Annotated in this window: 10 protein-coding genes; 2 read left to right on the top strand and 8 right to left on the bottom strand. The window is 34.0% G+C overall.

The window, feature by feature from the left end; all coding sequences use genetic code 11:
• Nucleotides 1–64: 64 nt before the first annotated feature.
• A complete protein-coding gene (locus tag J2W95_RS02100) occupies nucleotides 65–1,261 on the bottom strand; it encodes a pyridoxal phosphate-dependent aminotransferase (RefSeq protein ID WP_310003457.1) in 1,197 nt (398 codons plus the stop codon).
• 125 nt (nucleotides 1,262–1,386) lie between these two features.
• Here J2W95_RS02100 and J2W95_RS02095 point away from each other — a divergent pair, with 125 nt between their 5' ends.
• On the top strand, nucleotides 1,387–2,718 hold the full coding sequence (locus J2W95_RS02095; protein ID WP_310003456.1) for a PDZ domain-containing protein: 1,332 nt from the start codon (nucleotides 1,387–1,389) through the stop codon (nucleotides 2,716–2,718).
• A 42-nt stretch (nucleotides 2,719–2,760) separates the two neighbouring features.
• Here the strand turns inward: J2W95_RS02095 and J2W95_RS02090 are convergent, their stop codons facing one another.
• Nucleotides 2,761–3,150, bottom strand: a complete 390-nt coding sequence (locus J2W95_RS02090; protein WP_310003454.1) for a DUF1573 domain-containing protein — start codon at nucleotides 3,148–3,150, stop codon at nucleotides 2,761–2,763.
• 162 nt (nucleotides 3,151–3,312) lie between these two features.
• On the opposite strand from J2W95_RS02090, the gene J2W95_RS02085 reads away from it, so the two are divergent.
• A complete protein-coding gene (locus tag J2W95_RS02085; protein WP_310003451.1) occupies nucleotides 3,313–5,946 on the top strand; it encodes a valine--tRNA ligase in 2,634 nt (877 codons plus the stop codon).
• A 68-nt stretch (nucleotides 5,947–6,014) separates the two neighbouring features.
• Here the strand turns inward: J2W95_RS02085 and J2W95_RS02080 are convergent, their stop codons facing one another.
• From J2W95_RS02080 to J2W95_RS02055, 6 genes are all read right to left on the bottom strand, one after another.
• Entirely contained in the window at nucleotides 6,015–7,340 is a 1,326-nt protein-coding gene (locus J2W95_RS02080; protein ID WP_310003448.1) for an APC family permease, read from the bottom strand.
• A 208-nt stretch (nucleotides 7,341–7,548) separates the two neighbouring features.
• Entirely contained in the window at nucleotides 7,549–9,849 is a 2,301-nt protein-coding gene (locus J2W95_RS02075; protein ID WP_310003445.1) for a TonB-dependent siderophore receptor, read from the bottom strand.
• Between the two features lie 392 nt (nucleotides 9,850–10,241).
• Complete coding sequence (locus J2W95_RS02070) at nucleotides 10,242–11,237, bottom strand: FAD:protein FMN transferase (protein ID WP_310003443.1); 996 nt, start codon at nucleotides 11,235–11,237, stop codon at nucleotides 10,242–10,244.
• A 96-nt stretch (nucleotides 11,238–11,333) separates the two neighbouring features.
• Nucleotides 11,334–13,529, bottom strand: a complete 2,196-nt coding sequence (locus J2W95_RS02065) for a PepSY domain-containing protein (RefSeq protein WP_310003441.1) — start codon at nucleotides 13,527–13,529, stop codon at nucleotides 11,334–11,336.
• A gap of 96 nt (nucleotides 13,530–13,625) precedes the next feature.
• On the bottom strand, nucleotides 13,626–14,108 hold the full coding sequence (locus tag J2W95_RS02060; RefSeq protein WP_310003439.1) for a DUF2271 domain-containing protein: 483 nt from the start codon (nucleotides 14,106–14,108) through the stop codon (nucleotides 13,626–13,628).
• A 53-nt stretch (nucleotides 14,109–14,161) separates the two neighbouring features.
• Entirely contained in the window at nucleotides 14,162–15,679 is a 1,518-nt protein-coding gene (locus tag J2W95_RS02055) for an ankyrin repeat domain-containing protein (protein WP_310003438.1), read from the bottom strand.
• Between the last annotated feature and the right edge of the window lie 243 nt (nucleotides 15,680–15,922).

Below are 15,922 nucleotides of genomic sequence, written 5' to 3'. Positions count from 1 at the left end.
ATCAAAACAAAAAAGGCAATACCATCTGAATGGTATTGCCTTTTGAGAATTGTGAATTTATTCTTTATTTCGAATTATAAACAGTAATTGCTTCTTTCAAAATATGAACGGCACTGATTAAATCTTCTTTTTTCAAAACATAAGCTATACGAACTTGATTTAGTCCTACTCCCGGAGTTGAATAGAACCCTGCAGCAGGCGCAATCATTACCGTTTCACCATTTAGATCGTATTTTTCCAAAAGCCATTGTGCAAAATTATCGGCATTATCAATAGGTAATTGAGCGATGCAATAAAATGCAGCTTTTGGACTCTTTACGATCACGCCATCTATTTTGTTCAATTCACTGATTAAAATATCTCTTCGTTCTTTGTATTCAACTATAACTTCGTCAAAATAACTTTGAGGAGTGTCAATTGCAGCTTCACAGGCAATTTGCTCAATTGTTGGCGGGCATAAGCGAGCTTGTGCAAATTTCATTGCAGCAGCAATAACTTCTCTGTTTTTAGTTACCATACAGCCAATTCGTGCGCCACACATACTGTATCTTTTAGAAACCGAATCAATCATAATCACATTTTGTTCGATTCCTTGTAAGTTCATCACAGAAAAGTGTTTGTCTCTTTCGTCATATATGAATTCACGATATACTTCGTCTGCGATTAAAAATAAATCATGTTTTTTAACCAGTTCTCCGAGTTGATTAATTTCAGATTCTGAATATAAATATCCGGTTGGATTATTTGGGTTGCAAATTAAGATAGCTTTTGTCTTAGACGTAATTGCTTTTTCAAATTCCTCAATCGTCGGCAGTGTAAATCCGCTTTCAATATTAGAAATTACAGGTACAACTTTTGCACTTGATTCTTCCGAAAAAGCACTGTAATTGGCGTAAAAAGGTTCAGGAATTATAACTTCATCTCCTGGATCCATGATACTTCCAAGAGCAAATAAAAGTGCTTCAGAACCTCCTGTAGTTATCATTATATCTTCATAGCTGACTTTTACATCCTGTTTTGTGTAAAATTGAGCTAGTTTTTTTCGGTAACTTTCATATCCCGCAGAAGGGCCATATTCGATGATAGTTAAATCAATGTTTTTTATTGCTTGGATGGCAATTTCAGGGCTTTTTATATCTGGTTGTCCAATGTTTAAATGATAAACCTTACGGCCATTTTTTTTTGCGGTATCTGCATAAGGTGCCAATTTTCGGATTGGCGATTCCGGCATTCTTCGACCTCTGATTGAAATTTCAGGCATGATTGTAAAATTTGAGGTGCAAATTTGCGATTTATTTTCGAAAATCATTGTAAACAATATATGTATTTTGTTGTTTTTAGTGTATTATTATCGTAAATTGGATAATAATATAGAAATATAACTAAATGAAAAAAAAATGTGCATTTTTTCTTTTATTAATATCAATAATACCTGTTTTTGCCCAGGGTGATTTTGTATTTGACAAAGGAATTGAAAAAGTAACTGTACCCATGGTCTTAATTAATAATTTAGTTTTTATCCCGATAAAAGTTAACGGGGTAGAGTTGAATTTTCTTTTGGATACTGGTGTAGAGGAAACTATTCTTTTTAGTTTGGAAGATAATCCGGAAGTTAATTTTTATAATACTGAAAAAATAACATTGAGAGGTTTGGGTAGCGAAGAGGCTATAGAAGGTTTGAAAACTACCAATAATATTCTAGAATTAGATGGTTTGACATCTGATCATCAGCTTATTTATGTTATTTTGGATCAGAGTTTTAATCTGTCTTCTCAAATTGGAATTCCTGTAAATGGTATTATAGGTTACCAATTTTTCAAAGATAATTTGGTTCGTGTCGATTACGCCAGTAAAAAGGTAATCATTTATAAAAATGATACGGAAAAAAGGGAAAAAATCGAAAAAAAGTATACTGCAATCCCCATTACAATTGAGAAGTTTAAACCTTATTTGATGGGTAACGTTGTTATAAATAAATCAAATGTGGACGTGAAATTATTGATCGATATTGGGAATAGTGATTCGATTTGGCTTTTTCAAAATTTATCGGATCAAATTAAAGTTCCAGCAAAAAATTTTGAGGATTTTTTAGGAAAAGGTTTTAGCGGTGATATAGAAGGTAAAAGAGCCAGAATTTCAGAGTTCTCATTTGATAAATATGATTTTAAATATCCGATTGTTTCATTTCCAGATTCCAGTTCCATAAAAAGTGTTCGTATGGTTCAAAACAGAATTGGGTCTATTGGAGGCGAAATTTTAAAACGGTTTTCGGTAATTTTTGATTATAAAAATAAAAAAATGTATTTAAGGAAAAATTCTTATTTCAGTGAGCCATTTAACTATAATAAGAGTGGTATTGAAATAAAACACAATGGTTTGCAATGGGTGCAAGAAACGGTAAAGTTGGAAACGGTTCCTATCTCTGGTGCAGTTACATTTGATAGTAGTGGAAAGAATATTACCAATGATTTTAAATATAAGTTTCAACTCAAACCTATATACGAGATTGCCAACATTCGAAAAAAATCACCAGCAGCTAATTCTGGTTTGCGGGAAGGAGACGTAATCATTTCTGTTAATAAATCACCAGCTTATCGATACTCATTGCAAAAATTGAATGAAATGTTTAAATCAGAAGAAGATAAATGGATTTATTTGGAAGTTGAACGAAACAATCAAATATTAAAATTTTCTTTCCAACTTGAAGATATTTTATAAAAAAAAAACGCTTTTGAAATAAAAGCGTTTTTTAATAATATTTTAATTTGTGAGTATTTCTCCTTTAATTTTCAACGGTACTCGACCTTCTTCGTAATTTACCGCATTTGTTTCTAAAGTAATGGTTTTACGAATTGGCCCAGGAACCATGTTGTATTTTATATCAATTCGGTCCGATTTTCCTGGAGCAATTGCCTGGCTAGGTTTGTACAATATGGTGCAACTTGCTGTAGATTGGATTCCATTTATGTTTAGCGGAGCATCACCATTATTGGTAAATGTAAAACTTCGAACACCATTGTCGCTAGATTTGTACACTTTTCCATAGTCAACAGTGTTTTCTGCCTGAAGAATTTTGATTTTTGGACCACTTTGTGCAAAGCCGACGTTGCTTAAAAATAGCAATACGATAAAAGCTGTAATATTTTTCATTTCCTTGTTTTTTTAGTAGGCTTAGTAAATATAGTATCTTTTAATTAATGCACAATTTTTTATTTCTCTTTTTATACTGTGCTTAATTATTTACTTTTGTCCTTTATATGAATATCAAAAATCAAACCAAAGTCTAATTTTGGTTTTAACAGTTGCTTTTTTATGACAATTCCCGCACAATTTGACGCTAAAACTATTGAGAATAAATGGTATGAGTATTGGATGAAAAATAATTATTTTCATTCGGAGCCAGATCATAGAACACCTTATTCCATCGTAATTCCACCACCCAATGTAACTGGAGTGTTGCATATGGGGCACATGCTTAATAATACGATTCAAGATGTATTGATTCGAAGAGCACGCTTAAAAGGTTTTAACGCTTGTTGGGTTCCGGGAACGGATCATGCTTCTATTGCTACAGAAGCTAAGGTGGTTGCTAAATTGAAAGCGGAAGGGATTAATAAAAATGACTTGACTCGCGAAGAGTTCTTGAAACATGCTTGGGAGTGGACTGACAAGTATGGTGGAGTTATTCTTGACCAATTGAAGCAGTTGGGCTGTTCTTGTGATTGGGAACGCACTAAGTTTACTATGGATCCGGACATGTCAGCTTCTGTAATTCGATCTTTTGTGGATTTATACAACAAAGGTTTGATTTATCGTGGATACCGAATGGTAAACTGGGATCCAGAAGCAAAAACGACTTTGTCTGACGAAGAAGTAATTTATGAAGAGCAACAAGGGAAATTATATTTCCTGAAATATAAAATTGAAGGAAGTGAAGATTTCTTAACAATAGCAACAACACGTCCAGAAACTATTTTTGGAGATACGGCTATTTGTATCAATCCAAATGATGAACGTTTTACACATTTAAAAGGAAAAAAAGCGATAATCCCTATTTGTGGTAGAGTGATTCCGATTATCGAAGATGAATATGTAGATGTTGAATTTGGAACGGGTTGTTTGAAAGTGACTCCAGCTCACGATATGAATGATAAAACGCTAGGGGAGAAACACAATTTGGAAATTATTGATATTTTCAATGATGATGCTACGCTAAATAGTTTTGGATTGCATTATCAAGGGAAGGATCGTTTTGTAGTTCGTGGCGAGATTGTTAAAGAATTGGAATCGGATGGTGCTTTGACTAAAACTGAAACTCATCTGAATAAAGTAGGAACCTCGGAAAGAACGAAAGCGGTGATTGAACCTCGTTTGTCTGACCAATGGTTTTTAAAAATGGAGGATTTAGTAAAACCAGCTATCAAATCGGTATTGGAAGACGGGGATATTAAATTGCACCCAAAACGTTTTGATAATACTTATGCGCATTGGTTAAACAATATTCGTGATTGGAATATTTCCCGTCAATTGTGGTGGGGTCAACAAATTCCTGCTTATTTCTACGGAGATGGAAAAGAAGATTTTGTAGTTGCAGAAAACATAGAAGAGGCGTTAAAATTAGCACAAGCCAAAACTAAGGACTTTGGACTTTTGACTAAGGACTTAAAGCAAGATGCTGATGCACTTGATACCTGGTTTTCTTCTTGGCTGTGGCCAATGTCGGTTTTTGGTGGAATTATGGATCCAGAAAGTGAAGATTTTAAATACTATTATCCAACCAATGATTTAGTTACTGGACCAGATATTTTGTTTTTCTGGGTTGCGAGAATGATTATTGCGGGTTATGAATATACTGGAAAAAAACCTTTTACGAATGTGTATTTGACAGGATTGGTTCGTGATAAACAACGTCGTAAAATGTCTAAATCTTTAGGAAATTCACCTGAACCTTTAGAATTAATTGAAAAGTTTGGTGCCGATGGAGTTCGTGTGGGATTGCTTTTGAGCGCTTCTGCGGGGAACGATATCATGTTTGATGAAGAATTATGCAATCAAGGAAAAGCATTTTCTAATAAAATATGGAATGCCTTCAAATTGATTAAAGGTTGGGAAGTATCTGATGCAATTCCACAACCGGAATCATCAAAAGTGGCGATTGAATGGTACGAAGCCAAATTGCAACAAACACTTCTTGAAATTGAGGATAATTTTGAAAAATACAGAATCTCAGATGCCTTGATGGGAATTTACAAATTGGTTTGGGACGATTTCTGTTCTTGGTTCTTGGAGATGATTAAACCAGCTTACCAACAACCAATTGACAGCGTGACTTTTGCGAAAGCGATAGAAATGTTGGAAAACAACATGAAATTATTGCATCCATTTATGCCTTTCTTGACAGAAGAAATTTGGCAAATATTGGCTGAAAGAACGGCAGAGGAAGCTTTGATTGTTTCGACTTGGCCAGAAATGAAACCTTTTAATGCGCAATTAATTACTGATTTTGAAAATACAATCGACGTGATTTCTGGAATTAGAACTATTCGTAAAGACAAGAACATTCCGTTCAAGGATACGATTGAATTGAAGGTGGTAAACAATGATAAAACTTCTGCTTATTTTGATTCGGTTGTAACCAAATTAGGGAACATTACTTCATTAGAATATGTTTCGGACAAAGTGGATGGAGCGTTGTCATTTAGAGTAAAATCGAATGAGTATTTTATACCAATCACAGGAAGTATCAACGTGGAAGAAGAAATTGCGAAACTTACTGCTGAGTTGGTTTATACCCAAGGTTTCTTGAAATCAGTTCAAAGCAAATTGTCTAACGAGAAATTTGTGAACGGAGCGCCGGAGAAAGTTTTGGCAAACGAACGACAAAAAGAAGCTGATGCACTTTCTAAAATTGCTACGATTGAGCAGAGTTTAGTGAGTTTGAAATAATAACTTCTTTTTTCTAAAATGTAAAATCCCAATGCTGAAATTTTCAGCATTGGGATTTTTTAGTTTTACTATTTATTCTTTTTATTTCTACGATTTAAAACCAAAAACAACGGATAGGAAATTAACGATAGGATTAATATGATTGCAAAGTTTTTGGTGTCGCTATAAATGAAACCAATCAATAATCCGAATGTTGCTGTAATTGCAATTACAGTTGACCAAGGGTACCACCGAGAGCGATAGGGTCTAAGTAAATCAGGCTCTTTGTTTCTTAATTTTATCAGTGAGCAGTAAGCCAATCCCCAAACAATAACAGACATAAAGGTTCCAAATGAAAACAATACCTCAAATGAACCGATACTAATTAGGAATAAACTAAATAAAGAAGAAATTAAAAGTGTTACTATTGGAGTACCACCTTTGTTGATAGTTGTTCCTTTTTTAATAAAAAAACCATCTCGGCTCAAACCATACAATATTCTTGCTGGTATCATCATATAGGCATTAAGAATGCTAATTAAAGATAGTATGGCAATGACGGTTACTATAACGGCACCTTTATTTCCAAAAACCACATTGGATACATCTGCGGCTGCCAAATGGGAATTGGCCAATGACCCGATTGGTAAGACGTGGAAAAATGCCATGTTGATTAAGACATAAATCAATATGACAAGTATGGCTCCAGTGTATAAAGATTTCGGAATGTTTTTGCTTGGGTTTTTGTCTTCTTCGGCGAAAAAACAAACGGAATACCAACCATCATAAGTGCCAACAATAAGCTGTAGTGATTTGAAAAAACCAAACAAAATTCCAATTTCAAAAAAAGAACTGTTTTTTTCGATGGGATTTAATTTTATCCCCGAATACATAAAGCAAGCCACAATTAATGCGACAAAACAAATGACTTTAATCAAACTGGTTATCTGCTGAATAAGACTACCGTTTTTTACACCGCTTGCATGTATAAGTACAAAACCAATTAAAAAGGCGATTGCAATGATTGTTGAGTAGCTTTCCAAATTAGGAAATAAAATAACAATATATTCGCTAATCACAATACAGTAAAAAGCAGGTGGAACTACATTGGTTATGTAATCAAACCATCCCGATATAAAACCTGCATAATCTCCAAAAGCTCTTTTGATATAATTGTATGAGCCACCAGCTTTTGGTAACATTGTTGCTAATTCGGCATAGGAATTGGCGCCAATTAAAATATATAATCCTCCAAAAATCCAGCACATTATTATAAGCCAATAATTATCTAGCATTCCAGCAATAGCTCCTGGCGTACGAAGAATACCAACCCCAATTGTGCCTCCAATCAAAACAGCAATATTAAAACTTAATCCTAGAGTTTTTGTCAATTGGTTCTTCTTGGTTTCTGTCATTGGATTTGTTTTTTATGATTGTTGATGAGTAAATGTAATTAAATAATATGGTGTTTTTATCAAATGAAAAACCTCATTTATTTCTAAATGAGGTTTTAAAGATGCTTACTGATTTTATTATTAAAAAACCAAAAACTTTTTCTGTATTTCAAAAAGATGAAAGTGACAGAAAAAGTTTTGGAAAAAAAATATAACTAAACTTAAGATTTTACAACCTATATTTTATACTAGCCATTACCTGACGTGGAGCGATTGGGTTAACACTATAATTTTCGTGTACTGTATAATTCAACTCGTCTGTAATGTTTGATAATTTAAATAGGAAAGATAATTTTTCCCAAGTATAACCTACAGATGCATCAATAGTGGTATATCCGTCCAATGGAATTTCTCTGTGGTAGATTCCGTCAGGGTACTTAGGATCAGTACTGTTTTGGTTATTCCATCCTGCAATTCTTTCACCAATATAATTTCCTATTGCTCCTACAGAAACTCCTTTTAGGAATCCAGATTGCACTGTATAGAAAAAGCTTAAGTTAGCAGTGTTTGCTGGTGTTCCAACCAAACGATCACCTTCTACAGGACTACCGTTTAAACCTGATGTTTTGCTGTAACGCATATCATTATAACTGTATCCTGCAATGATGCTTAAACCATCGACTGGTCTTGCTGTAAGATCAACTTCAACACCTTTACTTTTTGTTTCTCCATTTAAAACTTTTATGCTTGTGTCAGTGTTAGGAGATCCATCGGCTTTGAATTCTGCTGTTTGAGCCAAATTTGTATTGGTAATTTGGTAAACAGTAACATTTGTGCTAAACAACCCTTTCAAGAAATCGGTTTTAATACCAGCTTCGTATTGGTCAATGATTGACGGTTCAATTGGTTGTAAATCTACAGTTGTTCCTGTGTTTGGTGAAAATGAATTAGAATAACTAGCAAATAATGATACATCAGTTGAAGGTTGGTAAACAATTCCAAGTTTTGGAGAAAAAGCATTGTCTAATTTTTTGGCACCCACCACTGGAATACCATCTTCTGGATTTCCTGCTCCTGCAACTGTTTCTTTGTAAGTTGTAACTTCTGATTCTTGCCAAGACCAACGTATTCCAGCTAGTACTTTAATTTGATTTGTTACTGAAATCAAATCTTGAAAATAAACACCAAAACGGTTGGTATCTGTATTTGCTATTTGAGTATTTCTAGTAGGGTAAGGTGATTCAGTACTTTGATTGCTAAGGGCTTCATAGTCATAAAGATTAATAGGATCTTTTTCGGTAGTTACAGTTTTTCCATTTGTAGGATCAAAAAATACATAAGTATAAGAAGCAGCAAATGAATTTTCCCAATCTGCACCTGTAAATATTTGATGTTTGATGCTTCCAGTATTAAAGTTTCCTTGTAAACTTAATTGGTCTCCATAGATTTTTTCTAAATTCTTTCCTTCAGTTAATCCTCTTTTCCAATCACCATTTGGTTGAACAGTTGATAATTGGGCAGTTGATTTTGAATAACGATCATAATTTTGGAAAGAAGAATTGAAATTCAATTTCCAGTTTTTGTTGAAATCATGGTTAACGAATACCGAAGCACTAGCCGATTTTGTTGTTCCAGTTGACCAAAGAGCACCATAAAAATTACTACGAGGTACATCAACAATTTCTGAATATAAAGGATAAGTAATCGCTCCAGTTCCAAAATCTGGAGTCCAATCAGCATCCAAATAATCTCCTTGTAATGTAATTTGTGTTTTATCACTTACATTAAAAAGAAATGAAGGATTAACGTATAAACGCTCATTTTTTACAACATCTCTAAAGCTTTCTGAATTTTCGTAAGATCCATTGATTCTATAAGCTATTGATTTACTCAAAGGCCCGTAAAAATCGATAGAAGGTTTGTAGTAAGCATAGCTTCCGGCTTGCATTGATACCGATCCTCCTTGTGTGAAAGAAGGCGCTTTTGTTACTAAATTTAAGATTCCTCCAGGAGCAACGTTACCGTATAATAATGCCGAACCTCCTTTAAGGAATTCTACTTTTTCTAACCCAGAAACATCAGGAATAGAGCCAGAATTATAACGGAAACCATTTTTTAGCATATTACTTGCTCCCATTCCGTATCCTCTTGAAGAGAAAGACTCTTGAGCTCCACCACGTGCAGAACTTACGTTAATACCATTGGCATTTTTTAGTACTTCGCTCAAGCGGATAGCTTGCTGCTGTTCGATTACTTCAGAGCCTATTACTTGTACACTTTGCGGAGTATCCATTGGTTTTAACCCAGAACGCAATGCAGTAACTTTAGGTAATTTATTTCCAGTAACAATCACTTCATTCAATTCTTCTCCTTTTCTTTTCTTAACAGTGTCATTTACTGATTTTATGCTATCAGAAGAAAAATAATAAAGGCTATTGTCTTTTGTATTATTTGAGTTACTTGCAACGTCTTGTGCTTGACTGTTGTAGCAGAATGCAAGAAACGTTAGGGGGAGTAAAAACTTTTTCATGTCGTTTATTTGGAATAATTAAAAATAACGATGCAAATGTAAGTCTCAAGTTCGGATTTACAAAACTTATTTAGATTAAATATTAATAATATTTTTGTAATCATTTAACTTATTGTTATTCAGTCTTTTGATATATCTAAAAAGCTTTTGTTTCTATAAAAAATGTCATTTTTGAGCAGATTTTTCATTAAAACTAATCTGTTTTTACTTCTAAATTTGTGAGATTTTGTACAGAAATATGAGTAGGACTCCTTTTTTTGTTTAAACAATTAATCTCTGAAAATTATTGTCTAATTGACGAGTTTTAAAAAAAAAGTCTATAAATCGAAAACGTATTTTATAGTTACTAAAAATAGGTTGATTATTTTTTTAGTAAATCAACTAAAGGAATTTTAAAGATGTGGATGGAATTTTTTGATTCTAAAGTTTTTCGATTTCACGATTTTTCCATCGTCTGTAATCATTAAGCAACTGTATTCAGGGAATTGAATGAGCAATTCTAGTCCAGCTTTTTTTCCTAATACCATTAATGAAGTACTCAATCCATTGGCGGTTTCGGCATTTGGACCTAAAACAGTAACACTGCAAAGACCGGTTACGGGATATCCAGTTGCAGGATTGATAATGTGCGAATAGCGTTTTCCGTCAAAAACTACAAATTTTTCATAAGAACCAGATGTTGTAATCGCACCTTGTGTAAGCGGAATTACGCCTAATAAATCATCAGGATGAAAAGGATTCGTAACGCCAATATTCCAAGGTTTTCCATTGGGCTGTTTTCCCCAAGTACTCATATCTCCAGTACCATTTACAATTCCGGCTTTGATTCCTTTTGCAAGCATCATTTCTTTGCATTTGTTGGTAGCATAACCTTCTCCCAGCGCCCCAAATCCAATTTTCATGCCTTTTAGTTTCAAGAAAATGGTCGAATTTACGCTATCCAAAATGATATTTTTGTAGCCTACTTTTTCTACCGATTTTTTTATGGCTTCCGCAGAAGGCATTTCGGTCATGGAACCGTCAAATTTCCAGATTCGATCCATAGCGGCAAAACTAATATCAAAACCTCCATTCGTAATTTCTGAAAACTGCAGTGCTCTTTTAGTTAATTCAAAAACTTCTTTATCCACTTTTACAGGTCGGATTCCTGCATTTTGATTCACTTCCGAAATTTGTGTGGTAGGTTTCCAGTCAGAAATTAGATATTCGATTCGGGTAATTTCGGCAATGACTTCGTCTATGCTTTGTTCTGCTGAAAGTGAATCCTTTGCTACAATGGTTATATCAAAGCGACCTCCCATAAGCATGGTGGTTCTTTTTCGCAAGACTTGGCTGTTGCCTGTGAAGGAGCATATTATTAAAAGAAGGAAAAGGAATTTGGAAGACATAATTTTTGTTTTATTCCTGCAAGGTTTCCCAAACTTTGTAGGTGTTTTTTTAAATAACTACAAGGTCAAAAAAGACCTTGCAGCAAATAGCAATGATTAGTAACAATCAGTTAATATTTGTCCTTTGGCTTTATAATCGGAGATTGTTAAGGATGTTTTGGCAAGTAATTCATCAAGGGAAAATTCTACGTCTTTTTGCATAGCAAGAGAACCACAAATCATGACTACTCCTCCATGAGTTAGTAAATCAATAAAGAATTCAGCATCTCGTTTGATGAGGTTCATAACATAATTATGGTCAGCTTCTCTTGATAATGCCAAATGAAAACTTTGGAGCTGTTGCTTTTCTATCATTTCATTGGTGAATTCTTTATAGCCGGAAACTGTTTTGGTTTCGGTTCTAAATCCGCAATAAAAATGAGTTTCTGTTTTTGTCTTATTTTGTTCTATCATTCCAAGGAAAGGAGCAATCCCAGTTCCGTTAGAAATTAGTGCGACTTTAGATGCTTTTTTCGGAAAATGAAATGTAGCGTTCTTGATGATTCGAGCTTTTATAACTTGACCCGTTTCTAGACTATTTAAAAATTCTGAACCCAATCCGTTAGGGTGAAGTTTTACAACCAATTGTATGTTTCCAGAATGATTTCCGATAGAGTAGAGGCGTTCCCGAGTGTCGTTCGCGGGATAAATGGCCAGTAAATCTCCTGATTGAAATTTAGCTCTTGCATTTGCGCGAAGCGTGAGTATAAAAGTATGCTCAGTATCAGAAACTGCAGTTTTGTCCAGTACCATAAGTTTTTGCAGTCCTTTTGGAACATGATTGTATAAAGATGGAGTGGCAGAAAGAGGAATTCCAGTTTTCGCAGTCCATAATTTTATCCAATCTACAAACTCTTCAGCTGATTTATCGTTTATAGTTTGCAATTCTAAAATAGGTTTAGCCCATTTTTGTTTTACTAATAAAGTGTCAATCTCACGGGCATATCCGCAAAAATCAGGATAGGCTGTCGAACCAAAACCTACTACCGAAACGTTGATTTTTTGCTGTTGTTGGATTGAGTTAAGAAGTGAAATGAATTTTGTTGCATTCGATGGTGGATCGCCTAATCCGTGTGTTGAAGCAAATATAATAAGGTGTTCTGCTTTTGGGTAAACCGAATAATTATTCATTTCTGTAATAAATACTTTTTCTCCATGTGCCATCAGTTGTTTGTGAATGGCATTGGCAAATCGAAGTGTACTGCCGTTTTCGGAACCGACCAATAAAATGAATTTACTTTCTTCGGCTTTGAATTTGTTTTTGATTCGAGTTGATCTGCGTTTCAAGGTCATTGCAAAACCCGAGTAGATAAAAAACAGAATATTTAAACTCGCTATTCCTAAGATTATAGCCCATAAAATATTGGTTCTTCCTGTATGTAAATCAAGACTTAAGTCAGACAAAAGTGTTGTCATCGGAAAAAGTTTTTCGCTTTCGACAGCACCTGTAACTTGATTGACTTCAATTTCTCGGTCATTTAAAGTGATGATATAATATTCTTCGGGATCGTCTGAAAAAGGAAATTCTATTTTTTTAATATCAGTTAGAAGCGTATTTTTTAATACAGAAGTAACAGCACCATTTTTTTCAATTGGTGTGGTTTTTACAATTTCGGTATTTTCTTTTGAGTCTGTTTTTGGTATAAAAAAATTAAATTTTTCTAAGGTCAAATACGTTCCAGAGACAGCAATAATCAGAATTGGAATTAAAGCCAATCTCCCCAAAACCACATGATAATATTGAGCAAAATATTCTTTAATTACTTTAGAAAAGAAATTTCGAATGCCTCTTTGTCTTTTTAAAACAAGAACAAAGCCAGAAATAGAAATTAATACTAAAAGAAAAGAAATAAAACCTACTATAAAACGCCCTGTTTCTTTGAGAAATAAAGAACGATGAAGAGCTATAGTCCAATTAATGAACTCACCTTTTTTGATGGGTGTGCCTAATATTTTACCAGTTCTTACGTCAATATAAGCATTGACATCATTGTCGTCTTGATCCAAGCCTTCTAAGGTTACAAACTGATTGTGGTCAATGGTAACTTGTGTTATTTCTGGATAGTTCTTTTTTAGAATCGGTAAGGTTTCCCCAAGCGTTATTGCGTTAAAATTTTCTACTTTGTACGGTGGTGTTTTTTCTTGTATGGCATCAACTGCCAATATTGTACCCGTTACGGATGCCAATATTAAAAATAGGGAAGAAAACAAAGCCAAAGCCAAGTGTGAATAACGCCAAAAAGAAAGAGTCATTGATGAATTATTTTTTAAAATATTTACCAGATAAGGCATAAAAGAACTTGATTATTAGGTTCTTATATGCCTTATGTAGTTAAAAAATGATGTTTTTTAGATTTTGCTTAATCTCACATAACGGATATATCCTTTTCCTTCAGTTTTGTCTGCAATTCCTTGTGTAGTCAGAGGAACTTCAATATCAGTTACATAATATTTTTGATCTTCTACGGCAGTTTCAAATCTTAATTTATATCCTTTGTTAATTTTGGAATCATCAATTTCCAAAGTTGTCATACTGCGATCACCACCAGTAACAGAAGCTCCAGTTTTGGCACTGATATCTGTAGGCTTTTTAGAATAAAATTTATGCCACTCTTTTATAGTCTTGTACCATTTTTTGTCATCACCCATCACATAAAGTGTTTTTTCATATTCTCCTTTAGGATTGATAAGTGATACCACTACATAAGCGCCTTCTCCAGCATAGTTAGACATTTGTAGCATGCATTTGTATTTACTGCTTTGTGCCGTTGCTTGAAATGATAAAAGGCAGATTAGTGCAGCAGTTAGGCTTATTTTTAATGCTGATTTCATGTTGAATTATGAATTGTTAGTTATGAATTATAAGTTTGATTGAGTAAGAATTGTTATTTCAAAAATTCTAGATCAGTTTTGTTTTTTGCTAATGACTCATTCTCTTTTGCTAAGTCAAAAGTACTTTCTTTAAAATCGGTGGTAATTTCTTTTTTTGCTCCAATAGAAATTAGATATTTCAAAATTTTATCGTCTTTTGCAATCATTGTAGCTCTGTGTAAAGCGGTAAGACCATCATTGTTTTTTGCATTGATGTCAATGTTTAAATCGGCGATCTTTTTTAGCAAAGCCAAATCATTTTTGGCTACTGCTAAGTGATAAAGGGTATTTCCGTCTTTTTGTGGAGTCGCAAGATTCAATCCTTTCTCTTGAAGTAACTTTGCTTTAGCGGCAAAAGGATCTTGTTTTGGTCCATTGCCAGCTTCTGGGCCACGAGCCATTCCTCCCGCTTGAGGACGGTAAGATTCGATTAGATAAAACCCTAAGTTGTTTCCGTCTTTGTTGGTAACTTTAACATCTGCACCTTTCTCCAAAAGTAGTGCTACTGCTTCAGGACTTCCTGATTTAACAGCGATAGTTAATGCAGATTCTCCTTTTGTATTCTGTGTATTATTGTTTTTTACAAGCGGTAAAAGTTGCTCCAATGTAGCGATTTCTTTAGCTGAAGCCGCAACCATCAAAGCTGTATTTCCTTCGTTGTCAGCTTTATTAACATCTACTCCTTTAGCCAGAAAATAGTTTATGATTTCAGTTTGATTCGATTTATTTGCTAAATAATGAAGAACTGTTTGTCCTTCTTTATTAGTTACGGTTGGTTTCAATTTTAAATCCTCAACCAAGTATTTGTAAGTCTCAATTGAGTTTGTTTCTCTTCGGGAACCTTGTGCAGCAAAAATAAGTGCATTGTCAGTTGGTTTTACTCCTTTTTCTAAAAGTGTTTTTATCAAAGTAACATTACCTGTTTTAGCAGCATAGTTAATTGCAGTATTACCTTCGTTATCAACGTCTTTTAGTGACATCCCTTTGGAAACAAAATAGTTGGAAAGCGTAAGGTCTTTGTCGTATGGGATTGCCATAAGCAGTAAGTTTACGCCGTCCTGATATTTTCTTTTTGGGTCAATTCCTGCTTTAAAAAAAGCATCGTAAATTGCTGTGCTTTTTTGTCCGCTACTCGCTGCTGCCATAATTGGGAAACTGCCATGGCTGTCTTCCAGATTGATGTTTGATCCTTTGGCTATAAGATATTCTACAATTTCTGTATTCCCTTTACCCGAAGCCCAGTGTAGGTAAATACGATTGTCGTGAGTAGATTTATTTACATCATTTCCAGGTTGCTCCAAAAGGAATTTTATGGTGGCGTTTGGAGCATCGTTATTTATGGCCAAAACAACCGGGTCAAACGATCTATCGTTGTATTCCGATGGGCTGTTGCCTTTTGCTATTTCGGCTTGGAGAGCGGTAACATCTGGTTTTGTTTTCCAGAAAGATTGTTCAAGAAGCGAGTTTTTTTGTTGAGCGCTGACAAAAAAAGCACCCATTAGGGCAAATGAAATAAAGAAATTCTTTTTCATAAATTCTTTTATAAAGGTTGTGTGTATTAGTTGGTTTGTATATTTTTATTCTCTTTCATTATTTAGATTAAATAAAAATAATGCAAATATAAAAATTAATATTACAAATTCACATTAATTTTCTTCTTTTAAAGTGAGTTCGATTATTATTGTTTTCTTTTTTTTTGGGTGAATACAAAAATGCAATATGCTTGCTTTTAGCCCTGATAGAAGCGGCATCCCAGCTCGTTTTTTTACGAGATG

This window comes from Flavobacterium granuli, from assembly GCF_031456055.1.
In the GTDB taxonomy this organism is placed as follows: domain Bacteria; phylum Bacteroidota; class Bacteroidia; order Flavobacteriales; family Flavobacteriaceae; genus Flavobacterium; species Flavobacterium granuli_A.
The sequence above is the reverse complement of the archived record's forward strand: the minus strand, read 5'-3'. Positions and strand labels throughout refer to the sequence as shown.